A 22468-nucleotide genomic window follows, 5' to 3' on the forward strand; every position below is an offset into this window, starting at 1 on the left:
CAATTGAGGGAGAGCGGAATGCAAGACTGGCTAACCATGACAGCGGCAGATCTGGGGCGCGGTATCGGGGCAGGGCGGATTGATCCGGTCGCCCTCTGCGAGGCCTATCTCACCGCGATTGAGGCACATCCTCTGCGCGACCGCATCTATGCACGCGTTACCGCCGCCCGCGCGCGCAGCGAGGCGGCAGCAGCAGCGAAACGGGCGCAATCGGGCCAACGGCTTTCGCTGCTTGATGGCGTGCCGATCAGTTGGAAAGACCTGTACGACACTGCGGGCATCGGCACCGAAGCGGGGTCAAGACTGCTGGCAGGCCGCGTGCCAGAGCATGACGCTTTGGTCGTGCAGAACGCCACTGCCGCAGGTCTGGTGTGTTTGGGCAAAGTCCACATGAGCGAGATCGCGTTCTCCGGCCTTGGCTACAACCCCTCCACCGCAACGCCGCCCTGCGTGAATGATGCAGATGCCGTGCCGGGGGGGTCGTCTTCCGGCTCTGCCGCGTCCGTGGCGTTTGGACTGGCCGCCGCCAGCATAGGGTCTGATACAGGCGGTTCTGTGCGTATTCCTTCGGCATGGAACGATTTGGTCGGCCTCAAGACGACCCACGGGCGGCTTAGTCTTGAAGGCGTTGTGCCACTTGCACTGAAATTCGACACTATCGGTCCCCTCTGCCGCTCGGTCGAGGATGCGGCCCTGCTTACCGCTGTTCTTGAAGGCAGCAAAGCGCCGGATTTGCGGGGCGCATCGCTGAAGGGCCGCCGCTTTGCCATCCTTGAAACGGTCATGCTGGACGGTATCCGTGATGCTCCGAAATCTTCCTTTATCCAAGCGGTTGCGAAACTTGAAGCTGCGGGCGCCGTCATCGAGACGATAACCGTACAGGCAGCGCAGGACGCATTGGATGTCTCTGGCCCGCTCATCACCGCCGAAGCCTACGGTCTTTGGCGCGATGTGATCGAGGCAGCGCCAGAAAAGATGTACGCCGAGATTCTGCGACGCTTCCGCCTTGGCGCGGAGTATTCCGGCCCTGATTATGTGTCTGCTTGGGCCAAGTTGGACGCCGCGCGTGCCGCCTATGATGCGGCCACAGCGGGCTATGATGCGATCCTTGCGCCAACGGCCCCTGTCCTGCCGCCAAATCTAGAGCGGTTGAACAGCGACCACGATTATTATGTCACCGAAAACCTTCTGGCCCTGCGCAATACACGCATCGGTAACCTCCTTGGGCTCTGCGCGCTGACCCTGCCAACGGCCACGCCTAGTTGCGGTTTGATGCTTATGTGTGCGCCGGATCTGGATACGGGATTGCTGCGTTTGGGGGCAGCGGCAGAGGCGGCACTGGCATAAGGGGCGAAAATGCCACAAGCCGCCGCCTTGTCTCGGATTTTTCCTAGACGCCGCCCAGCGGTTTAAGCTACCTTGGCACAAACGGGGCGATAACGATCCCGATCCGAGGCAGTTTTGATGAATTTTCCTGAGCGGTTTTCGAACCTTCCAGCTCATGCGTGGCCACGTCTGCGTGCACTTCTTGATGTGCACGAGGGGGGCGGCCCGCTGATCCAGATGACCATAGGCGAGCCGAAACACCAGTTTCCGGCTTGGGTTACGGACGTGATCGTGGAAAATGCCGTTGGTTTTAACAGCTATCCACCCAATGACGGATCGCCTGCGTTGCGCGGGGCAATCGCCGCATGGATTAACCGCCGCTACGGCGTGCCTGTGGATGCAGATACTCAGGTGATGGCGCTCAACGGTACGCGCGAGGGGCTCTATAACGCTGTTATCGCCCTGTGTCCCGAGACCAAAAATGGTCAAAAGCCCGCGATCCTCATGCCCAATCCCTTTTATCAGGTCTATATGATCGGTGCGATTTCGGGCGGGTGCGATCCGGTTATGGTCAACGCCACTGATGCCACGGGCCATCTGCCCGACTTCCAAGCTGTCGATGCTGCAACGCTTGACCGTACAGTGGCTGTCTACATCTGCTCTCCTGCCAACCCGCAGGGCGCTGTGGCCAGTGCGCAGTATTGGGAAGACCTGATCCGCCTTGCCGAGAAACATGATTTCATCATTTTCGCGGATGAGTGCTATTCCGAGATTTACCGCGACATACCTCCCGCTGGTGCGTTGCAAGTGGCCCATCAAATAGGTGCCGATCTGAACCGCGTTGTGATTTTCCACTCGCTGAGCAAACGCTCCAACCTGCCGGGCTTGCGTTCAGGATTTTGTGCATCGGGCGCAGATTCGATGCGCGAGATCAAGCAGTTGCGCAACTATGCAGGCGCGCCTTTGCCGCTGCCACTGCAAGCTGCTGCCGCTGCTGTTTGGGAGGACGAGGCGCACGTAGTCGAGAACCGTGCGCTCTATGCCGAGAAATTCGATATCGCCGATCGCATCTTCGGCAATGTGGCGGGCTACAGCAGCCCCGAAGCAGGGTTTTTCCTGTGGCTTCCTGTTGAGGATGACGAGGAGGCAGCCGTCAAACTGTGGCGCGAGACGGGCGTAAAAATCCTGCCTGGCGGGTATCTGGCGCAGGATGTTCCGGGTGTCGAGAACCCGGGCAAAAAGTATATAAGAGCGGCCCTAGTGGCCCCAAAAGAAGAGACAGAGCGGGGGCTACAGGCCATCCGTGACTGCCTCTATGCGGTATAAGAGGGACGAGTTATGGCATATCAGACACGGCAACGCGAACCACTGCTCGACAGTAATACCGCACAGGCGATTGAAAAGCGTGGCAAGGAATTGCTGGGCATTGTGCTGCTCGCGTTTGGCGTGATGGCCGCCATGATGATCGGCAGCTATACGCCTGATGACCCCAACTGGATGCTGGCCACCGATGCGCCTGCGCAAAACTGGCTGGGTCGTATGGGGGCCTCGCTTGCCGCACCGCTGTTTATGATTGTGGGCTGGGGTGCCTGGGGTTTGGCGGTTGTATTGTTGGCGTGGGGTACGCGTTTTGCGCTGCACCGTGGTCAAGACCGTGCGATGGGCCGTCTGATCTTTGCACCCATAGCGATGGCGCTGGGTGCGATCTATGCCGCAACGCTCACACCCGGCGCTGAATGGCTGCAAACCCACAGCTTTGGCTTGGGCGGTCTGTTTGGTGATACGGTGATGGGCGTGATCCTCACTGTTTTGCCCATCGGCTCTACCTTCGCGGTCAAACTCATGTCGGTTGTCATGGGTGTTGGCATCCTTGCACTGGGCGCATTTGTACTGGGCTTCACCCGGCACGAGCTGCTGGCATTTGGCCGCTTTTTGCTGGTTGGCACGATCATGGCCTACGCCACACTGATGAATATTCTGGGCCGGGGCGCCAGCGGGGCCGTGTCTGCCGCACAAAGCCTTCAGGTCAAACAAGCCGACCGACGCGCGCAACGCCGAACCGAAGCCGCCGAGGCCGCATCCCTCGCCGCCGAGCAGGCTTTGGCAGAAGCACAAGTTGCCCCTGCTGCGGCGCGCACTCCTACTATCATCGCAAGCCGTTCAGCCCCCGTTCCAGAGGCTGCTCCGGAATACACCTATGCGCCCGAACCCGAGGTCGCAGCCCCGCAGCCCGAGACAAAGACAGGCCTGCTTGCGCGCATGCCCGGCCTGATCAAACGCCCCGATGTGATGCCGGAGCCCGAGTTGGTCGAGACGCAGAATGATGTCGCACTTGAGCAAGCACCAGATGCCGACCGCATAAAAACAAAAATCTCGGATGTGATCAAAAACCGTGTGCGCACGACCAATGCCGTGCATGTGCCTGCCACAGCACCTCTGACACGCGGGCGGGGCCGTGGGCCTGATCCGCTCTTGCTCAATACGACACGGTCCGAGCCGCCGCTGACTGCCGCCGCTGCACCCGCACCCTTGCCGTCCGAACCGCCTTTGACTGCGCGCGCAATCCCCACAGCGCCGCCGCCCGTTTATGCTGATGCCGCACCCAGCGAAAGCTATGCTGCACCGGTAGAGCAGCAATATGTGGACGAGGACGTGAATATCTTCCTTGAGCCCGAAGTGATCGAAGAGCCGCAGCCCGTAGTGACGCCCATAGCGGCGCCCGCTGCTGCAACGCCAGCGCCGCAAATCCCTGTGCCAGAGCCCAAGCGCGTTGTCATGCCCATGATGCGCAAGCCAGTGCCGCAAAGCAAACAGGCCAAGGCCGAAGCGCAGCCTGTGCTCTCATTCGAAGACAGCCATCCCGGATTTGAACTGCCGCCGCTGAGCCTTCTGGAATCCGCCGATGATGTGCCACGTCTGCACCTGAGCGACGAGGCGCTGGAAGAAAACGCGCGTATGCTTGAAACCGTGCTGGATGACTATGGCGTAAAGGGCGAAATCGTCGCTGTACGGCCCGGTCCTGTTGTAACAATGTATGAGCTTGAGCCTGCTCCGGGCCTCAAAGCCAGCCGCGTGATTGGTCTGGCCGACGACATCGCCCGCTCCATGGCAGCACTTTCTGCACGCGTCTCTACTGTGCCGGGCCGTTCAGTCATTGGTATCGAACTGCCGAATGAGAACCGCGAAAAAGTCGTCCTGCGTGAAATCCTCAGCAGCCGTGATTTCGGCGATGGTAACCAGAACCTGCCGCTCGCGCTGGGCAAGGATATCGGGGGGGAGCCTGTGGTGGCAAACCTTGCCAAGATGCCCCACCTCCTGATCGCGGGTACGACGGGCTCGGGTAAATCCGTTGCAATCAACACAATGATCCTCTCGCTGCTGTACAAACTCAGCCCCGAAGAATGCCGCATGATCATGATCGACCCCAAGATGCTGGAACTCAGCGTCTATGACGGCATCCCGCATTTGCTGTCGCCCGTTGTGACCGACCCCAAAAAGGCACTGGTGGCGCTGAAGTGGACCGTGGGCGAGATGGAAGACCGCTATCGCAAGATGTCCAAGATGGGCGTGCGTAATATCGAAGGCTACAATGGCCGTGTCCGCGAGGCGCTGGAAAAAGGCGAGATGTTCAGCCGCACCGTGCAGACAGGCTTTGATGATGATACAGGCGAGCCAATCTTCGAGACGGAAGAGAACACACCGGAAAAGCTGCCCTATATCGTCGTGATCGTTGACGAGATGGCAGACCTGATGATGGTCGCAGGCAAAGAGATCGAAGCGTGTATCCAGCGTCTGGCGCAGATGGCGCGTGCATCGGGTATCCACCTGATTATGGCCACCCAGCGCCCCTCGGTGGACGTGATTACCGGCACGATCAAGGCAAACTTCCCTACGCGGATCAGCTTTCAGGTGACCAGCAAAATCGACAGCCGCACCATTCTGGGTGAGATGGGTGCCGAGCAACTGCTGGGCATGGGGGATATGCTATATATGGCAGGTGGCTCCAAGATCGTGCGCTGTCACGGCCCGTTTGTCAGCGACGAAGAGGTTGAGGAAATCGTCAACCACCTCAAGCAATTCGGCGAGCCTGACTATGTCTCGGGCGTGGTCGAAGGCCCGCCAGAAGATAAAGAGAGCGATATCGACACGGTGCTGGGCCTCAACACGGGTGGCAATACCGATGGCGAAGACGCGCTGTATGACACCGCAGTGGCGATTGTGACCAAAGACCGCAAATGCTCCACTTCCTATATCCAGCGCAAACTGGCAATTGGGTATAACAAGGCCGCTCGTCTGGTCGAGCAGATGGAGGACGAAGGTCTTGTTTCTCCTGCTAACCATGTCGGCAAACGTGAGATACTTGTGCCGGAACAGGGCTAAGCCCCAAACCGGATCCTCGTGGAAATGGCTCCCCTGCTCAGAGGGGGGCCATTTTTTTATGCGGTGGCATATGCCCGCCGATCAGGGGGGAAACGGCGCAAAGCTGGCGCAAATGATGCAGTTGATATCGCATATCACGCCAAGGCCGCCTATGTTGAAGCTAACGCAGTATTCACGATTACAGGAAAATCACATGCGATTTCTGAAAACCTTCGCGCTGGGCGCAGCCCTTGCTCTGGTTGCAACCGCCTCTTTGGCCGACAAACTGCCACTGGGCAGCATCAGCAGCTATCTGAACGCGATGACCACCGCCAAAGGCGAGTTCACCCAGATCAACAGTGACGGGACGATTTCAACTGGCACGATCTACATCAAACGCCCCGGTCGCGTGCGGTTTGAGTATAACGCCCCCGACTCGGGGTTGGTCGTTGCTGGCTCCAATACGGTCGTGATCTACGACACCAAATCAAACCAGCCGCCCGAGACGTATCCCCTGTCGCGCACGCCTTTGTCGATCATTCTAGCGCGTAATGTGAACCTCAATCAGGCTAAAATGGTGACGGGCCATTCCTATGACGGAACGGCGACAACCGTTACAGCTCAAGATCCGGAAAACCCGCAATACGGCAATATCCAGATGAAATTCACCGGCCCCAAACCAGAGCTGCGCCAATGGATCATCAATGACGGCAACGGTAGCCAGACAACGGTTATTCTGGGCGCGCTCCAACAGGGTGGAAGCCTGCCGAACAAGTTGTTTGATGTAGGCAGCCCGGGTTCGGTAAATCGCTAGGCCCGCGCGCTGCGCCACAACAAAACAGCGGCAATCAGGGCGGGGACTGTCTGTATCAGCGCAATACGCGGTGACACGGTAATTGCACCTACGATGCCAGCAACCATGACAAACAGCAAAAAGCAGGTGGCGATATTGCGTTGCCATCTGCCATTGCCAATCGTTAGCGTCCAAACCAGACCAGCCGCCAAAAACGCATTATAGATGCCTTGGTTTGTGGCCAGACTGGTGGTCTGGGCAAACAGATCAGGCGGGAATGTGGAAAACACGCGAGGCCCTGTTGTCTCCCATGCGAACATCTCGAAGTAAGCGATATACGCATGCAGAGCAGCGATCAGAGCAATCAACAAACGGGCAAACAATAACATATCAAAGCCTTTCATAGGCTGGAGAATGCAGGCCCCTTAATAGAGCCTGCAAAGAGCTTTCAGCGCAGACGACAGCCCGCGATCTGCTGCTCGTACATGTCCGAGCGGGCATCAACTTTGGCAGCAACAGCAACAAGCCATGGCTTGCTGTTATAGCTTGCGCGTCGGAAGCCTGTATGCCCTTCGTGATAGGCCAGATACTGGTTGCGTGCGTCATCTAGGGCGACGCCGTTACGCTCGCGGGTGATGTTCTTGTACCAACCCATAAAGTCTGTTGCATCGTCAATCCGGTCACGGCGCGCACCGCGGCGGTTTTCGGCCACAAGGTATTCGTCCCACGTGGCATCCAGGGCCTGACCATAGCCGAAGGCGCTGGATTGTCGGCCCATGGGAATCACGCCCAACACATAGCGGAACGGTGTGCGCGCATCGCCAACAAACTTGCTCTCTTGATGGATGGTCGCCATTTGCACGTGAATGGGAACACCCCATTTCCGCTCGGCCTTTTTGAACGCTTTGTGATAATCGGGGCGCTGTTTGAGGATCGAACAAGCATTATCCAAATCCCGCGGCGGGGAGGTGGAGGAGCCGCCACAGCTTGCCAGCAGTAGCACGATAATCATAGCGCGAAGGGGTGTTTTCATCTGCCTATCGCCTCAAGTTTGGTTTTTTATATTTTGCAGCATTATATCAAACCACGGCACTGTTTTACAGCGAAAACCTACAACAACACTGCCAAAAGAAGCGGTAAAGCGCCGACCGAGATCAGGGTCGAGACGACAACCAGCCCTGCCACCGCTTGCGCATCAGCACCGTATTTCTCTGCCAGCAAATAAGACGTCACTGCAACGGGTGTGGCAACTTGCAGCACCAGCACCCCGAATGCGATGCGGTCCAGATCAAACGCAAGGGCCGCCAGCCACGCGATTCCCACACATAGCGCCAACTTGACCATCGACAGCACGATGGCCCGTCCGATTCCCCGCGGGCTCAGCCGCGCCACTGCGACCCCCAGCGTAATCAACATCAGCGGGATCGCCATTTGCCCAATCAGCTCCAGCGTGTTGGTCAGGAACGTCGGCGTTTGCCAGTCCTGCCACAGAAACAAACCGCCCAGCAACGTGGCCCAGACCAATGGCTCACGCAGAACTTTGCCAAAGCTTCCCGCGCCTGCGACAAGCCAGATGCCAAACGTAAACGTCCAGATCGCCATGATCGCGAATACCACCACAGCATAGCTAAGCCCTTCCTCTCCAAACGCAAAAAGCGCCAGCGGCAGGCCAAGATTCCCCGTATTTCCAAAGATAAGCGGCGCCAGATAGGTGCGGGTGTTCAGCCCCGTCAGACGTACCAGCACAGCCGCCGCAACAGTCACACCCAAATACGCCACGACCGAGGCCAGCGACAGCGCCGTCAGCGCAGCAGGTGCAATCTGTGTCTGCATCAGCGCAGTAAAGATCAGGCAGGGCACGGCAAGCGTCGTCGCCAGCTGTGTGACAAAGTTAATCCGATACTCGAATCCCAGCTTTACCCACGTAAATCCTACGGCAGCCAACAGGAAAACGGGGGCTACAATTTCGAGCACCGTAAGTGTCAAGTTCACAGACTGTTTCCTTTAAGTCAGCGGCATTTATTGGACAAAATGCACTTGTTTCGGATAGGAACCAAGAGTAGGGAACGCATTGCTATGATCCGAACACGCGCCAAATATCATCTGGGACAGGTTGTCCGCCACAAGAAACACCCTTTTCGCGGGGTGATTTTTGATGTCGATCCCGAATTCGCAAATACCGAAGAATGGTATGAGTCGATCCCCGAGGAAAGCCGTCCGATCAAGGGGCAGCCGTTCTATCATTTGCTCGCGGAAAATGACCAAAGCTACTATGTGGCATACGTCTCGGAGCAGAATTTGGTTGCCGATTACAGCGGGGAGCCTGTCGACCACCCCGATATTCCAGACCTCTTCGGTCCGTTCGAAAATGGCACCTATCCGCTTCATTTCCAGTTGAATTAAAAAAGGGACCGGCCCCCTTCGGCCGATCCCTTTCTGACAATCTATGCGATTCGCAACTGGGCCTAGTACCCCAATGCACAACCGTCCTTGCGCGGGTCTGATGCGCCTTCCAGAACACCGCTTTCGTGAATTTTGATGGCCTGCGCGCCGCCAATTGCCACATCGGGGATTGCAACCTTATGCCCCATGTCCGCCAGCTGGGCCCGCACCGCGTCCGAATACCCGCGCTCGACATTGAGTGTTCCGTTGTCTGAAAACGCACGGGGCGCATCAATCGCTGCCTGCGGGTCCATCCCGAAATCAGTCAGGTTGGAGGCAAATCGCGCATGGCCGCAGCACTGGTATGCTCCGCCCATCACGCCAAATGGCATCAACACGCGGCCCTTCTCGCGGATCATCCCGGGAATGATCGTATGCATCGGGCGCTTGCCGCCCTTCAATTCGTTCGGGTGGCCTTCCTCAAGGGTAAAGCCCGCGCCACGGTTCTGCATCAGCAGCCCGAACTTGTCTGTGGCGATGCCAGAACCAAAGCCGTGGAACACCGAATAGATCAGCGAAACAGCCATGCCATCCCCATCGACGACGGTGATATAGATCGTGTCCTTATGCACGGCTTCGGACAGTGCGGCCGGGCTCTCCATCGCCTTTTTGGGATCAATCAACGCGGCCAGCTTTTTGGCGGTGTCCATGTCCAGCATGTGATCGGCGCGGCTTGCATATTCGGCATCCGCAAGGAACCTGTTGCGCGCGTCATAGGCCAGCTTGGTTGCCTCGGCCTCTATGTGCACACGTTGCGCGCTCATCGGGTGCATCCCTGCTACGTCGAACTGCGACAGTATATTGAGCATCAGCAGCGCAGTCGCACCTTGTCCGTTTGGCGGATGCTCGACCACTTCGATATCTTTGTACGTACTGGCGATCGGCGTGGTGGGCGTGCAGGCTACAGCGGCAAAATCATCCGCTGTGTGCTTGCCCCCCATCGCGGTCAGCGCGGCAATCATATCGTCGGCCACCTCGCCCGTGTAGAACGCATCGCGGCCTTGTGATGCAACACGGCGCAGCACCTCGGCTTGGCCTGGTGCGCGGAAAATATCTCCTGTCTGCGGAACCTTGCCGTTGATAAGGTAGTGATCGCGGGCAACGCCTTGCAACGTGCCTGCATCTCGCGCCCAGTCAAACGCCACGCGCGGGGCCACTGGCACGCCTTTCTCTGCATAATGGATCGCAGGTGCAAGGATTCCCTCCAGCCCGATTTTCCCGACAGTATCAGACAAGTGACAGAATGCGTCCATCGCCCCCGGAATGGTGACAGCATGGGCAGAGCGCAGTCCAACCGTCGCATCTCCCGCCGCGCGCAGCTCCGCCGCATCCAGTGCGGCAGGCGCGCGCCCAGACCCATTGAGGGCGTGGATGTCGTTACTGCCGGCATCCGACCAAAGTACAAAGCAATCGCCACCAATGCCCGTCATCTGCGGCTCACATATGCCCAGCAGCACAGCACCCGCTATCGCTGCATCCATCGCGTTGCCGCCCTGTTGCAGCACATCAATGGCGGCTTTTGCGCCCAAAGGATGGGAGGTGGCACACATGCCGCCAGTGGCCAGCACTTGGGACCGGCCAGGTAAATGGAAATCGCGCATCGGGAAAGCCTCACTCATACAGATGTCTTGAGCAAGCCTAGTGCCTTCGCGGCGCAGTGCCAATGTTAATGACGAAGTATATAGAGGGGGGTGTTAGTGCTCCGGTGGCGCGCACTGGGTGGGGGCAATTAAACGCGCCACCGGAGGAAGCTATATGCAGCTACAAGACCATGTATGCTGTGTAACGGTGGCGTAAATGTGGTGATGCAGGGACATCTCTAAGGTATCGTCATGGCGATACCGTGCCACAGCTTCTAGATTCCCACCGCCAACCTCAGCGTTAGATGGTTGCAGTCACCTACCCGCGAATACTGCACATTGGTTGCCAGCGTATGAATCATAAACCAGCCAAAACCGCCTTCAGGCATATCAGCATCGGCCACGTCCACATCTGGCGCTTTCGCATCCGGTGTCTGGCCTTTCGGCATTGGCGCACCTTCGTCGATGATCGACAGCCGCAAACCGCGGCGGTCATGCGTGCCGCTGATTTCAATCATGGTCTTTCCGTCTGTTGCGGCCAGCGCGTGTTCAACCACGTTATTGAGCGCCTCCGCCAATACCAGTTCGACCGTACCCGCCTCATCAACGCTCAGCGATAGGGGCGCGAGGGACGACATCGCCTCGGCCAATCCTTCGCGCACAGCACTTTCCGCGCCTGTAAGAGTAATACAGAACAGCGGTCGGGCCTCCGGGTCATTCACGGGCACGCTCCGCTATTTGGGTATTCATCCCTGCAACTCCGCCAGAGCGTCATCAACGGTGGAGAACACGCCGAATACGGAATCCATGCGCGTCAGGCGAAACACCTTATCGACCGTGGGCGTAAGCCCCGCCAACACAAGACGGCGATCAGGGCTGAGGTTTTTCATCGCTGCAACAATCGCACCCAATCCGCTGGAATCGATAAACTGCACATGATTGAGATCCAGCAGCACCGTATCGATCCCGCCCTCGGTAATTTCGCGCATACGATCCTTGAAGGTCAGGGCAACAGCCGCATCGATGCGCTGTTCCTGAACCGTCACGATCTGGAGGCCGGGTTCTTTTGAGCTGGTGAGTTCCATGATACATTCCTGCAAAGATTGCGTGCGACCTCTTGCTAAATCCAAATGGCTAAGAAGTTGTAAGCAGATACTCAAAAGGAGACAGCACATGCAAAAAGTCGTAATCGCAGGGGCCGCGCGCACACCTATGGGCGGATTTCAGGGCGCTTTTTCTGGGATGTCTGCCGCGCAGCTTGGGGGTGCCGCCATTCGTGCCGCGCTTGACGGCGCAGGTGATGCCGCGGTTCAAGAAGTGCTGATGGGGTGCGTGCTGCCCGCAGGTCAGGGGCAGGCGCCTGCTCGTCAGGCGGGTTTTGCTGCTGGTCTGGGCGAAGAGGTGCCGGCCACCACGCTCAACAAGATGTGCGGATCGGGCATGAAGGCTGCAATGATCGCCTACGACCAGATCGCGCTGGGCCAAAGCGATGTTGTCGTCGCAGGCGGCATGGAAAGCATGACAAATGCGCCCTATGTGTTGCCCAAAATGCGCAGCGGGGCACGCTTGGGCCATGCAGCAGTGGTCGATCACATGTTCCTCGACGGGCTGGAGGATGCCTATGACAAGGGCCGCCTCATGGGTACCTTTGCAGAGGATTGCGCAGAGGAGTTCCAGTTCACGCGTGAGCGGCAAGACGCATATGCACTCGCGTCCCTCAGCCGCGCGTTGCAGGCGCAGGACAGCGGCGCGTTCGAACATGAAATCGCGGCAGTAGAGGTCGCATCGCGCAAAGGCTCCACCCGCATTAGCGCGGATGAGCAGCCAGCCACGGCGCGCCCCGATAAAATTCCCCAGCTCAAGCCCGCCTTCCGCGAGGGGGGCACTGTAACAGCGGCAAACTCGTCCTCCATCTCAGATGGCGCAGCGGCTCTTGTGCTTGCATCAGAGCCCGCGGCAAAGGCACAGGGTTTGACCGTACGTGCGCGCATTATGGGCCACGCCAGTCACGCTCAGGCTCCGGGCCTGTTCACAACAGCCCCGGTACCAGCCGCCCAAAAACTGCTCAAAAACCTCGGCTGGGCCAAAGAAGATGTAGACCTGTGGGAGGTGAACGAAGCCTTCGCTGTGGTGCCCATGGCCTTCATGCATGAAATGGGCCTGTCTCATGATATCGTCAATGTGAACGGCGGCGCGTGCGCGCTGGGCCACCCCATTGGTGCATCGGGCGCACGGATCATGGTCACGCTGCTCAACGCACTCGAAAAACGCGGACTCAAACGCGGTATCGCCGCCATCTGCATCGGCGGTGGCGAAGGAACGGCAATCGCCATCGAACGGGCGTAACCCCCGCTTCTTTATTTTTCCTGTAAACTCAAATCGGCCCCTCGGGGCCGACAGCAACAGTGACTACAAGGTGCTCCATGCAAGTTGATTACCCGACATTGGCCAAAACAATTGCCTCCCTTACACAGGGCGAGGATGATGCTGTCGCGCTGATGGCCACAGTCACATGCGAGCTGCACCACAGCGATGATCGCTTTGACTGGACGGGGTTCTACCGCGTCACCGCACCCGAAACGCTTAAGATCGGGCCCTATCAGGGCGGACACGGTTGTCTGGTTATCCCCTTCTCGCGGGGGGTCTGCGGTGCGGCGGCACGCACAGGGCAGGTGCAACTGGTGCCTGATGTAGAGGCCTTCGAGGGCCATATCGCCTGTGCCAGTTCGACACGGTCCGAACTGGTTTTGCCCGTCTTTGGCGCGGGGGGCAAATTGCTGGCGGTGCTGGACATAGACAGTGATCAGCCCGACGCGTTCACACAGGCTGATGCAGATGCGCTCACTGATATTCTCGCGTCAACTTTCAGCCACGTGAAATAATTCTAGCTTTTTTCATGGACCTCTGACAAAGATTTGGGAGCAATGCTGCGCCTGTGGATTCGCGGGCCACGCACCACCCTTTTTTGCATAGGTCCCCGATGCGCCATGACTTGCCTCAATCCTCGCAGACTTTGGGTGTGGATTTGCGTGCGCTGCGTCGCGCGCGGGGGCTGACGCTGGCACAGACGGCGCAGGCGCTGGGGCGCTCTGTCGGTTGGCTCAGCCAGGTTGAGCGTGACAAATCCGACCCCTCTATTACCGACTTGCGCCAGATTGCCGCCTATTTCGAAGTCCCCGTTTCGATCTTGTTCCGGCACGAGGCTGCGCCGGCCCATGAAGCCGGATTCATCGTGCGTTCAGGGGCGCGCAGACCGATGGGATCATCGGTGGCAGGTCTGCTAGAGGAGCTGCTCTCACCTGATCTGACCGATGATTTCGAGATGGTTCATTCTACATTCCAGCCCCATAGTTGCATCAAAGAAGCGGTCCAGCGCCCCACCCAAGAGGTGGGCTATGTGATCTCGGGCACGCTGGAGGTCGAGATTGGCGGCACAGCCTTTTCGCTGAACGCAGGCGACAGCTTCCGCATCCGAGGCGAGCCATTTCGCTGGGCTAACCGCACCGCAGACCCCGCCGTGGCGATCTGGGTCATCGCCCCCCCCGTGTATTGAGCGGGGCAGGGGATGAGCTTTGAAGCATGGACCATATTCGCACTGTTCTGGGTGGTGTTCGTCACCACACCGGGGCCAAACGCGGTAAACTGTATCAACAACGGTATGACGCTGGGCATGCGCCGCGCGTTGGTCGGCGTGTTGGGGATTCTGACCCAAGCTCTGCTGTTCCTCACGCTTTCGGCATTGGGCATCACCGCGTTGATTGCAGCATCGCCGGTGGCATTCACAGCGGCCAAATGGCTGGGCGCGGCATTTTTGATCTATCTTGGCATACGTGGATGGATGAACGCGACCATACCACCCCGTATGGAGAGCCGCCCCGCCAAATCCGTCTATTTGCGTGCCTTTGCCATCGCCACGATCAACCCCAAAAGCGTGGCAGGATACCTCGCCGCGTTTTCGCAGTTCGTACAGGCCGATGTGCCGATCTGGGACCAGATGATAGTCATTGTGCCAACCGCACTGACGCTAACCGCGCTCAGCTATACGGGCTTTACCGCTCTTGGCGCAGGCCTCGGGCGCGCGGCACTGGGCGCAGTGTTCAACGTCTGGTTCCGCCGCCTGATGGGCGCGTGTTTTGTCATATACGGGCTTTTGCTGGGCAGCGCATCCGTACCGGTCAGGAGTTAACGCGATGAAAAATGGATCATGCTTGTGTGGTGGTGTGCAGTATACGCTGACGGGTGCTTTGCGCCCCTCGGTTGCTTGCCACTGTGTGCAATGCCGCAAGACGTCGGGCCATTACGTATCAGCCACCCAAGTGTCTGCGGATCAGCTAAAGATCACCCAAGACGCCACACTGCGCTGGTACGCTTCCTCGCCCAAGGCGCAGCGCGGGTTTTGCAGCACGTGCGGGTCTTCGCTGTTCTGGTGTCACGCAGATGACAACGGGGCCACATCCGTAATGTCCGGCACCCTCGACGGGGCCAGCGGGATCACCACAGCCAAACATATCTTTGTCGCCGACAAAGGCGACTACTACACAATTGCGGACGGCCTTCCGCAACATGAACAATAGGGAGAGAGCCATGTCAGATTTTCCAACCACGGCCCGTGTGGTCATTATCGGGGGCGGTGTCGTCGGCACCTCAACACTGTACCATCTCGCCAAAGCGGGCTGGAAAGATTGCGTTCTGCTGGAAAAGAACGAACTGACAGCAGGCTCTACATGGCATGCTGCGGGCAACTGCCCGAACTTCTCCAGCAGCTGGGCTGTCATGAATATGCAACGCTACGGGCTGGAGATGTACCGCACGCTGGGCGATGACGTGGACTATCCCATGAACTATCACGTCACAGGCGCACTGCGCCTTGCGCATACCAAAGAGCGCATGCAGGAGTTTGAGCGGGTCTCGTCAATGGGCGCGTATCAGGGTCTGGATATGGGTCTGATCACCCCGCAAGAGTGTAAAGAATACAATCCCTTCATGGAAACACATGATTTAGCGGGTGCCTTGTGGGACCCGTTGGATGGTGACATTGACCCTGCCCAGCTTACGCAGGCCTTGGCCAAAGGCGCCCGCGAAGCAGGCGGTCGGATTGAGCGGTTCTGCCCGATGATCGGGCTTGACCGCGTTGGCGATGAATGGCTCGTCAAAACCGAAAAAGGCGAGATCCGCGCCGAGATCGTGGTCAACTGCGCAGGCTATTACGCGCAGCGTGTGGGCGAGATGTTCAAACCCTTCGGCGGGCGCACTGTGCCGATGGTCGTCATGTCGCACCAGTATTTTCTGACCGAGCCAATTGCAGAGCTGGAGGCATGGACCAAAGAAAAAGGCCATAAAATGCCGATGATCCGCGACGTGGACATCAGCTATTACCTGCGGCAGGACAAAAACGGCCTGAACCTCGGCCCGTATGAACGGAACTGTCAGGCCGCATGGGTCACACCGGATGATCCAATGCCAGAGGATTTCTCCTTCCAGCTGTATCCCGATGATCTGGACCGCCTTGAGTTCTATATCGAGGACGCGATGGAGCGGGTGCCCGCCTTGGGCACTGCTGGCGTCGGCCGAAACATCAACGGTCCCATTCCATATGCCCCCGATGGCCTGCCGATGATCGGGCCGATGCCCGGTGTGAAAAACGCCTTTGAAGGCCATTCGTTCACCTTTGGCATCGCGCAGGGCGGTGGCGCTGGCAAAGTGCTGTCCGAATGGATCATGCACGGCGAAACAGAGCTTGATATGTGGGCCGTCGATCCGCGCCGCTACACAGACTATACCGATCATGACCATTGCCTTGCCAAGGCACTTGAGACCTATGGCCACGAATACGCCATGCATTTCCCGCACCATGAATGGCCCGCAGGACGTGACAAAAAGCTGTCACCAAACCACGCATCGCTACAAGCGGCAGGCGCACAGTTCGGAGCTTACAATGGTTGGGAGCGGGCCAATTGGTTCGCGAAAGATGGCGATGATACCTCCGAGGAAAGTACACAGACCTGGGACCGGAACGGCCCATGGTCTGTACGGATCAAAGAGGAGGTCGAGGCCGTGCGCGATCATGCGGGCGTTCTGGATATGCCCGGCTTCTCGCGCTACGCGCTGAGCGGTTCAGGTGCTGCGGAATGGCTGCGCGGCCAGACAGCAGGTGCTTTGCCCAAGGTTGGTCGCATGAACCTTGCCTATTTCACCGACAGCCGCGGCCGTATCCTGACCGAGATGACAGTGATCCGCTGGGGCGAGGATGACTTCTGGCTTATGACAGCCGCAGTCGCGCTGTGGCATGATTTCGAGCTACTCAAAAGCCGGATGCCCAAGGACAGCGCACTTAGCCTGACCGATATCACGCTCGACTGGTCGACCCATATCGTCACAGGCCCCGCATCGCGTGATATTCTGGCTGGCATGACCCAAGGCGCAGACCTTAGCGCCACATGGATGTCTGTTCAGGATGCAACCGTTGCAGGCAAGCCCGCCAAACTGTTCCGCGTTTCTTTCGCGGGCGAGCTGGGCTGGGAGGTCCACACGTCATTCGAGGACAGCCCCGCAATCTACGAGGCGGTCGTCGCCGCAGGCGCAAAACCCTTCGGCATGTACGCGCTCAACTCCATGCGGATCGAAAAAGGCTACCGCACGTGGAAGGGCGATCTCTCCACTGACTACACGATGCTAGAGGCAGGACTGGACCGCTGGGTCAAATTCGACAAGCCGCAGGATTTCATCGGCAAGGCCGCGCTGACCGCGCAGCGCGATGAAGGGGTGAAAAAGCGTTTCGTAACCATGGTCGTGGATGCAGGCGATCAGGATGCCCCCTATATGTCGACGGTCTACCACGGCGACGAAGTGGTGGGCGAGACAACCAGCGGCGACTGGGGCTACCGCGTGAACAAATCCATCGCGCTTGGCACTGTGCGCGCCGATCTTGCCGTTGCGGGCACTGAATTGCACATCAATATCTTTGGAAAAATGTGCAAGGCAATCGTTCAGGAAGATGCCCCATTGTGGGATTCGCAAAACGCGCGCATTACCGCCTGATTACGTTCTCCCGCGTGCGGCGGGGGGACAGGTAATCGCAGATAAACAAGGTCTTGGCCGCAGGTGCTGCCAAGATCACTGATAAATGGAACAGACATAAAATGGCGGCGATAACACTTTTGGACGGCTCAATCGGGCAGGAACTGGTCAAACGCAGCAGTGGTGCGCCCACGCCGCTGTGGTCGACCCGTGTGATGATTGACCAGCCCGAACTGGTCGGTGCTGTCCATGCGGATTATTTTGCCGCAGGCGCAACCGTTGCCACAACCAATACCTACGCTGTTCACCGCAACAGGCTGGAGCGGGAACAGATCGAGGATCAGCTTGCTCCATTAATCTTGGCTGCTGTAGAACAGGCCGTGCGCGCGCGGAACGCCCATGGTGCAGGCCGTATTGCTGGCGCGCTCGGGCCGCTTCTGGCCTCCTACCGCCCCGATCTGAAACCCGATGTTGCACTGGCGGCGGCACGGTTTTCCGAGAACATCACACTGATGGGCGACCGCGTGGATTTGATCCTCGCTGAAACGGTCTGTTCGCTTCAGGAGGCAGAGGGCATTTTTCAGGGCTATGCGGCATCGGGCAGTGATAAACCGCTCTGGATCGCTATGTCTGTTGATGACAATGACGGGACCAAACTGCGCTCTGGCGAGCCCCTGTTCGTGATGATGCAGATGATGATGCACTACCAACCCGCCGCTGTGCTGATCAATTGTTCCAGCCCCGAGGCGATCACCCAAGGTCTGCCCACACTGACCGATTGCGGCGTGCCGTTTGGTGCCTATGCCAACGGCTTCACCATGATTACCGATGGCTTCAAAGAGGACGCGCCAACCGTCGACGCGCTGAGCGCACGCACCGATCTGACACCAGAACGCTATGCCGACCATGTGATGGAATGGGTCGGCGCCGGTGCCACTATTGTCGGGGGTTGCTGCGAAGTCGGCCCCGCGCATATTGCTGAAATCGCCCGCCGCCTGACCGCTGCGGGTCACACAATCGTCTAGAAAGGTCTAACCATGGCTGATGTTCCCTCCCACGCTCGCGTTGTCATTATCGGTGGCGGTGTTATCGGTTGTTCAGTGGCCTACCATCTCACCAAACTGGGCTGGAAAGATGTGGTGCTGCTGGAGCGCAAACAGCTTACCTCGGGTACCACATGGCATGCCGCTGGTCTGATTGCACAGCTTCGCGCAACGGCGAACATGACCAAACTCGCAAAATACTCCCAAGAGCTCTATGGCAATCTGGAGGCGGAGACAGGCGTCGCCACAGGCTTCAAACGCTGCGGCTCCATCACTGTGGCCCTTACCGAAGAGCGCCGTGAAGAGATTTTCCGCCAAGCGGCCATGGCCCGCGCATTCGGTGTAGATGTTGAGGAGATTTCGCCAAAGGAAGTGCAGGAACGCTATGCGCATCTGAATATCGAAGGGGTAACTGGCGGTGTTTACCTTGACAAGGACGGGCAGGGCGATCCGGCAAATATTGCACTCGCACTGGCCAAAGGCGCGCGGCAGGGCGGGGCGAAAGTGATCGAGCGGACAGCCGTTACAGGCATCGCGCGTCAGGGCCGCCGCGTCACTGGTGTCGATTGGCAAAACGGCGATGAGACAGGCCATATCACCGCCGATATGATCGTGAATTGCGGCGGCATGTGGGGTCACGCTTTGGGCCGTATGGCAGGCGTAAACGTACCACTGCATGCCTGCGAACACTTCTACATCGTAACCGAGGCTATCCCCGGCCTGACCCAATTGCCCGTGCTGCGCGTGCCCGATGAATGTGCCTACTACAAAGAGGACGCGGGCAAGATGCTGTTGGGCGCGTTCGAGCCGAACGCCAAGCCTTGGGCGATGGACGGTATCCCAGCCGATTTCGAGTTCGATCAACTTCCCGAAGATTTCGACCACTTCGAGCCGATCCTCGAGGCCGCCGTCGAGAGGATGCCAATGCTCGCCGAGGCGGGCATACACACCTTCTTCAACGGTCCTGAGTCCTTTACGCCCGATGATGCCTACCATCTGGGCCTCGCCCCCGAGATGGACAATGTCTGGGTCGCGGCGGGCTTTAACTCCATTGGCATCCAGTCGGCGGGCGGTGCTGGCATGGCGCTCAGCCAGTGGATGGATGCGGGCGAAAAGCCGTTCGATCTGGGCGATGTGGACATTTCCCGCATGCAGCCGTTTCAGGGCAACAAAACCTATTTGTTCGAGCGCAGCAAGGAAACGCTGGGCCTTCTCTACGCCGATCACTTCCCCTTCCGCCAAAAGGCCACGGCGCGTGGAATACGCCGTACACCCTTCCACCATCACTTGATGGAACGCGGCGCCGTCATGGGCGAGCTTGCAGGTTGGGAGCGCGCCAACTGGTTCGCCCGCGAAGGGCAGGAGCGCGAATACCAGTACAGCTGGCAGCGCCAGAACTTCTTTGAGAACATACGCGAAGAACACATGGCCGTGCGCCAGAATGTCGGTCTTTACGATATGTCGTCCTTTGGCAAAATCCGTGTCGAAGGCCGCGATGCCGAAGCCTTTCTGAACTACATTGGCGGCGGTGACTATACGGTACCGAATGGTAAGATTGTCTATACACAGTTCCTCAACCGAAGCGGTGGGATCGAAGCAGATGTGACCGTCACCCGCCTGTCTGAATACGCCTATCTGGTCGTCACACCCGCCGCCACGCGTCTGGCAGACGAAACGTGGATGCGCCGCAATCAGGGCGATTTCGATGTGGTCATTACCGATGTGACAGCAGGCGAAGGCGTGCTGGCCGTTATGGGCCCCCGCTCGCGTGAACTGTTGCAAGCCGTCTCACCCAATGACTTCACCAATGCAGTTAATCCGTTCGGCACGGCCCAGGAAATCGAGATCGGAATGGGGCTGGCCCGTGTGCACCGTGTCACCTACGTGGGGGAACTGGGCTGGGAGGTCTATGTAAGCGCGGATCAGGCGGGCCATGTGTTCGAAACACTTGCCGAAGCAGGGCAGGACTTTGGAATGCGCTTGTGCGGCATGCATATGATGGACAGCTGCCGCATCGAAAAAGGTTTCCGCCACTTCGGGCATGACATCACCTCAGAGGATCACGTGCTTGAGGCGGGCTTGGGCTTTGCCGTGAAAACAACCAAGCCCGACTTTATCGGGCGCGAGGCCGTGCTGGACAAGAAAGAAGCAGGTCTCGATATGCGGATGCTGCAATTCAAGCTCACGGACCCCGAGCCGCTGCTCTATCATAACGAACCGATTGTGCGCGACGGCGAGATCGTCGGCTATCTCAGCTCAGGCTCTTACGGGCATCATCTTGGCGGTGCGATGGGCCTCGGCTATGTGCCGTGCAAAGGCGAGAAACCCGCCGATGTGCTGGCCTCCACTTACGAGATCGACGTGATGGGCACACGTGTCCGTGCCGAGGCTTCGCTAAAGCCCATGTATGATCCTGCCTCCGAGCGGGTGAAGGTGTAACGGGTACAATCTAACTCTTTCCCTTGCCCCTCTCCTTGCCCTAACGCTATCGGGCAAGGAGATCGTTATGCGCACACCCAATAGCACCACGCCGAACACGGATCAGGACACGCCCCAAGGCCTGTTTTTTGCCGGAGGTGCCTATGTGCTTTGGGGGTTTCTGCCGCTCTATATGAAACTGCTCAGCCATATCCCCGTGGCCGAGGTGATTGCACACCGCGTTATCTGGTCGGTGCCGATAGCGGCTGTTGTCCTGATCCTGCTTGGCCGCACAGCGACCCTGCGCGAGGCGTTTCGCAATCCGCGGATGCTGGCGATGGGTTGTGTGACTGCGGCACTCATCTCGCTTAACTGGGGCATTTATGTCTACGCGATTGTTACCGACCGCGCGCTGGACGCCGCGATCGGCTACTACATCAACCCGCTGTTTAGTGTTTTTCTGGCCGCCGTGCTGCTGCGTGAACGGCTTGCTGGGGCACAATGGGTCGCGGTGGCAATTGTATCAGTCGCGGTTCTGGTGCTGATAGTAGATGCCGAGGAAACGCCGTGGCTCGCCTTCGGGATGATGCTCACATGGGGGTTCTATGCCCTCGCGAAAAAAAGCCTGCCAATCGGACCGAACCAAGGGTTCTTGATGGAAGTGCTGCTGCTCCTGCCCCCCGCGCTTGGGTATGCCATCTATATGGGGGCCACGGGCGGCGCAAAGTTCTTGGGCGGCAACAGTGTGGACACGTGGTTGTTGCTGGGCTGCGGCCTTGTCACGGCAGTGCCGCTGCTGTGTTACGCAAACGGTGCCAAGCTGCTGCGCCTCTCGACCATCGGCATCCTGCAATACATTGCGCCGACGATGATAATGCTCAACGCGGTTTTCATCTTCGGCGAGCCGTTTGGCCGTGCGCGTGCCATCGCCCTGCCACTGATCTGGCTTGCGTTGATTATTTACACTCTATCAATGGTGCGCCAGATGCGCGCCAAACAGGCGCTAGCTCAAGGCTGATTTGTGCTTCATGAACGACGGGTCTTTTGCAACACGCTCGTTCATGGCTGCGCGCAAGGCACCAATGGTTTTGTAAGGGCGCATCACAACCTCAAAGGTCTGCATCAACCCCTCATCATTGAGCGTGATCAGATCGACCCCAACACAATCCAGTCCCTCGACCTTGCATTGGAATTCAAGCGCCCAGTCGTTGCCTGTTCCCATCACGCGGCGGTACTCGAAATCGGTGAATACCTCGTTCACATGACCCAGCACAGCTGCAACCGCGTCGCGGCCATTCCATGTTGCCCAATAGGTAGGGGGCTGAAACTTGACATCATCTGCCATCAACGCGGGCACGCCGCTGTGCTCATTGGCAAGAACGAGGTCGTGGAACTTCTGTATTGTCGGATGCATGGCGGGCCCTTTCATTTGCCCCAGCCTGCCACAGTGCGGGTTGAAAACCCAGCCTCCCCGTGGGAGTGAAGCACGC

Annotated in this window: 21 protein-coding genes; 14 read left to right on the forward strand and 7 right to left on the reverse strand. The window is 58.5% G+C overall.

Annotated features, from left to right (window positions below; genetic code table 11):
- Window positions 1-18 precede the first annotated feature (18 nt).
- The 4 genes from Q0903_RS07550 to Q0903_RS07565 all read left to right on the forward strand — a co-directional run bounded on the left by Q0903_RS07550 (window position 19) and on the right by Q0903_RS07565 (window position 6499).
- A complete protein-coding gene (locus Q0903_RS07550; protein WP_299414257.1) occupies window positions 19-1347 on the forward strand; it encodes an amidase family protein in 1329 nt (442 codons plus the stop codon).
- A gap of 117 nt (window positions 1348-1464) precedes the next feature.
- Window positions 1465-2652 carry an aminotransferase class I/II-fold pyridoxal phosphate-dependent enzyme gene (locus Q0903_RS07555; RefSeq protein WP_299414259.1) on the forward strand — a complete coding sequence of 396 codons (1188 nt, stop codon included), beginning with the start codon at window positions 1465-1467 and terminating at the stop codon, window positions 2650-2652.
- Window positions 2653-2664: 12 nt separating this feature from the next.
- The gene (locus Q0903_RS07560; protein ID WP_299414262.1) at window positions 2665-5706 is read left to right on the forward strand and encodes a DNA translocase FtsK; all 3042 of its coding nucleotides are present in this window, start codon (window positions 2665-2667) and stop codon (window positions 5704-5706) included.
- 193 nt (window positions 5707-5899) lie between these two features.
- On the forward strand, window positions 5900-6499 hold the full coding sequence (locus tag Q0903_RS07565; protein WP_299414264.1) for an outer membrane lipoprotein carrier protein LolA: 600 nt from the start codon (window positions 5900-5902) through the stop codon (window positions 6497-6499).
- Here Q0903_RS07565 and Q0903_RS07570 read toward each other — a convergent pair.
- The 3 genes from Q0903_RS07570 to Q0903_RS07580 form a co-directional block, all read right to left on the reverse strand.
- Window positions 6496-6867: a DUF1304 domain-containing protein gene (locus Q0903_RS07570; protein WP_299414267.1), complete on the reverse strand. Its 372-nt coding sequence runs from the start codon at window positions 6865-6867 to the stop codon at window positions 6496-6498. The two genes, Q0903_RS07565 and Q0903_RS07570, sit on opposite strands and share 4 nt — an antisense overlap.
- 59 nt (window positions 6868-6926) lie before the next feature.
- On the reverse strand, window positions 6927-7511 hold the full coding sequence (locus Q0903_RS07575) for a lytic transglycosylase (protein ID WP_299027311.1): 585 nt from the start codon (window positions 7509-7511) through the stop codon (window positions 6927-6929).
- A 77-nt stretch (window positions 7512-7588) separates the two neighbouring features.
- Window positions 7589-8470 carry an AEC family transporter gene (locus tag Q0903_RS07580; RefSeq protein WP_299414271.1) on the reverse strand — a complete coding sequence of 294 codons (882 nt, stop codon included), beginning with the start codon at window positions 8468-8470 and terminating at the stop codon, window positions 7589-7591.
- A gap of 84 nt (window positions 8471-8554) precedes the next feature.
- Between Q0903_RS07580 and hspQ the strand changes: the two genes are divergently transcribed.
- Window positions 8555-8881 (forward strand): heat shock protein HspQ, encoded by a 327-nt coding sequence (hspQ, locus tag Q0903_RS07585; RefSeq protein ID WP_025064227.1) that lies wholly within the window; start codon window positions 8555-8557, stop codon window positions 8879-8881.
- A 62-nt stretch (window positions 8882-8943) separates the two neighbouring features.
- On the opposite strand, the gene Q0903_RS07590 is transcribed toward hspQ, so the two are convergent.
- From Q0903_RS07590 to Q0903_RS07600, 3 genes are all read right to left on the reverse strand, one after another.
- The gene (locus Q0903_RS07590) at window positions 8944-10521 is read right to left on the reverse strand and encodes a gamma-glutamyltransferase family protein (protein ID WP_299027757.1); all 1578 of its coding nucleotides are present in this window, start codon (window positions 10519-10521) and stop codon (window positions 8944-8946) included.
- 254 nt (window positions 10522-10775) lie between these two features.
- Window positions 10776-11222 carry an ATP-binding protein gene (locus Q0903_RS07595; RefSeq protein ID WP_299414274.1) on the reverse strand — a complete coding sequence of 149 codons (447 nt, stop codon included), beginning with the start codon at window positions 11220-11222 and terminating at the stop codon, window positions 10776-10778.
- Window positions 11223-11246: 24 nt separating this feature from the next.
- Window positions 11247-11585 (reverse strand): STAS domain-containing protein, encoded by a 339-nt coding sequence (locus tag Q0903_RS07600; RefSeq protein ID WP_299027319.1) that lies wholly within the window; start codon window positions 11583-11585, stop codon window positions 11247-11249.
- Between the two features lie 88 nt (window positions 11586-11673).
- Between Q0903_RS07600 and Q0903_RS07605 the strand changes: the two genes are divergently transcribed.
- From Q0903_RS07605 to rarD, 9 genes are all read left to right on the forward strand, one after another.
- On the forward strand, window positions 11674-12846 hold the full coding sequence (locus Q0903_RS07605; protein ID WP_299414277.1) for an acetyl-CoA C-acyltransferase: 1173 nt from the start codon (window positions 11674-11676) through the stop codon (window positions 12844-12846).
- 77 nt (window positions 12847-12923) lie between these two features.
- A complete protein-coding gene (locus tag Q0903_RS07610) occupies window positions 12924-13382 on the forward strand; it encodes a GAF domain-containing protein (protein WP_299414279.1) in 459 nt (152 codons plus the stop codon).
- A gap of 98 nt (window positions 13383-13480) precedes the next feature.
- Complete coding sequence (locus Q0903_RS07615; RefSeq protein ID WP_299027327.1) at window positions 13481-14053, forward strand: helix-turn-helix domain-containing protein; 573 nt, start codon at window positions 13481-13483, stop codon at window positions 14051-14053.
- A 12-nt stretch (window positions 14054-14065) separates the two neighbouring features.
- Window positions 14066-14686 carry a LysE family translocator gene (locus Q0903_RS07620; protein ID WP_299414282.1) on the forward strand — a complete coding sequence of 207 codons (621 nt, stop codon included), beginning with the start codon at window positions 14066-14068 and terminating at the stop codon, window positions 14684-14686.
- A gap of 4 nt (window positions 14687-14690) precedes the next feature.
- Window positions 14691-15074 (forward strand): GFA family protein, encoded by a 384-nt coding sequence (locus Q0903_RS07625; RefSeq protein WP_299414284.1) that lies wholly within the window; start codon window positions 14691-14693, stop codon window positions 15072-15074.
- A gap of 10 nt (window positions 15075-15084) precedes the next feature.
- Window positions 15085-17538: an FAD-dependent oxidoreductase gene (locus Q0903_RS07630; protein WP_299414287.1), complete on the forward strand. Its 2454-nt coding sequence runs from the start codon at window positions 15085-15087 to the stop codon at window positions 17536-17538.
- Between the two features lie 101 nt (window positions 17539-17639).
- A complete protein-coding gene (locus Q0903_RS07635) occupies window positions 17640-18542 on the forward strand; it encodes a homocysteine S-methyltransferase family protein (protein ID WP_299414290.1) in 903 nt (300 codons plus the stop codon).
- Window positions 18543-18554: 12 nt separating this feature from the next.
- Complete coding sequence (locus Q0903_RS07640) at window positions 18555-20999, forward strand: FAD-dependent oxidoreductase (RefSeq protein ID WP_299414293.1); 2445 nt, start codon at window positions 18555-18557, stop codon at window positions 20997-20999.
- Between the two features lie 67 nt (window positions 21000-21066).
- Complete coding sequence (gene rarD / locus Q0903_RS07645; protein ID WP_299027344.1) at window positions 21067-21996, forward strand: EamA family transporter RarD; 930 nt, start codon at window positions 21067-21069, stop codon at window positions 21994-21996.
- Here rarD and Q0903_RS07650 read toward each other — a convergent pair.
- A complete protein-coding gene (locus Q0903_RS07650) occupies window positions 21982-22392 on the reverse strand; it encodes a nuclear transport factor 2 family protein (protein ID WP_299027347.1) in 411 nt (136 codons plus the stop codon). The genes rarD and Q0903_RS07650 overlap by 15 nt on opposite strands.
- Window positions 22393-22468: the final 76 nt, after the last annotated feature.

This window comes from uncultured Sulfitobacter sp., assembly GCF_947502895.1.
In the GTDB taxonomy this organism is placed as follows: Bacteria; Pseudomonadota; Alphaproteobacteria; order Rhodobacterales; family Rhodobacteraceae; genus Sulfitobacter.

Bases quoted from the DNA above. Each gene is read 5' to 3' on its own strand.
- Q0903_RS07550 (WP_299414257.1), top strand. From the start codon at position 19: ATGCAAGACTGGCTAACCATGACAGCGGCAGATCTGGGGCGCGGTATC.
- Q0903_RS07555 (WP_299414259.1), top strand. From the start codon at position 1,465: ATGAATTTTCCTGAGCGGTTTTCGAACCTTCCAGCTCATGCGTGGCCA.
- Q0903_RS07560 (WP_299414262.1), top strand. From the start codon at position 2,665: ATGGCATATCAGACACGGCAACGCGAACCACTGCTCGACAGTAATACC.
- Q0903_RS07565 (WP_299414264.1), top strand. From the start codon at position 5,900: ATGCGATTTCTGAAAACCTTCGCGCTGGGCGCAGCCCTTGCTCTGGTT.
- Q0903_RS07570 (WP_299414267.1), bottom strand. From the start codon at position 6,867: ATGTTATTGTTTGCCCGTTTGTTGATTGCTCTGATCGCTGCTCTGCAT.
- Q0903_RS07575 (WP_299027311.1), bottom strand. From the start codon at position 7,511: ATGAAAACACCCCTTCGCGCTATGATTATCGTGCTACTGCTGGCAAGC.
- hspQ (WP_025064227.1), top strand. From the start codon at position 8,555: ATGATCCGAACACGCGCCAAATATCATCTGGGACAGGTTGTCCGCCAC.
- Q0903_RS07590 (WP_299027757.1), bottom strand. From the start codon at position 10,521: ATGCGCGATTTCCATTTACCTGGCCGGTCCCAAGTGCTGGCCACTGGC.
- Q0903_RS07600 (WP_299027319.1), bottom strand. From the start codon at position 11,585: ATGGAACTCACCAGCTCAAAAGAACCCGGCCTCCAGATCGTGACGGTT.
- Q0903_RS07605 (WP_299414277.1), top strand. From the start codon at position 11,674: ATGCAAAAAGTCGTAATCGCAGGGGCCGCGCGCACACCTATGGGCGGA.
- Q0903_RS07610 (WP_299414279.1), top strand. From the start codon at position 12,924: ATGCAAGTTGATTACCCGACATTGGCCAAAACAATTGCCTCCCTTACA.
- Q0903_RS07615 (WP_299027327.1), top strand. From the start codon at position 13,481: ATGCGCCATGACTTGCCTCAATCCTCGCAGACTTTGGGTGTGGATTTG.
- Q0903_RS07620 (WP_299414282.1), top strand. From the start codon at position 14,066: ATGAGCTTTGAAGCATGGACCATATTCGCACTGTTCTGGGTGGTGTTC.
- Q0903_RS07625 (WP_299414284.1), top strand. From the start codon at position 14,691: ATGAAAAATGGATCATGCTTGTGTGGTGGTGTGCAGTATACGCTGACG.
- Q0903_RS07630 (WP_299414287.1), top strand. From the start codon at position 15,085: ATGTCAGATTTTCCAACCACGGCCCGTGTGGTCATTATCGGGGGCGGT.
- Q0903_RS07635 (WP_299414290.1), top strand. From the start codon at position 17,640: ATGGCGGCGATAACACTTTTGGACGGCTCAATCGGGCAGGAACTGGTC.
- Q0903_RS07640 (WP_299414293.1), top strand. From the start codon at position 18,555: ATGGCTGATGTTCCCTCCCACGCTCGCGTTGTCATTATCGGTGGCGGT.
- rarD (WP_299027344.1), top strand. From the start codon at position 21,067: ATGCGCACACCCAATAGCACCACGCCGAACACGGATCAGGACACGCCC.
- Q0903_RS07650 (WP_299027347.1), bottom strand. From the start codon at position 22,392: ATGCATCCGACAATACAGAAGTTCCACGACCTCGTTCTTGCCAATGAG.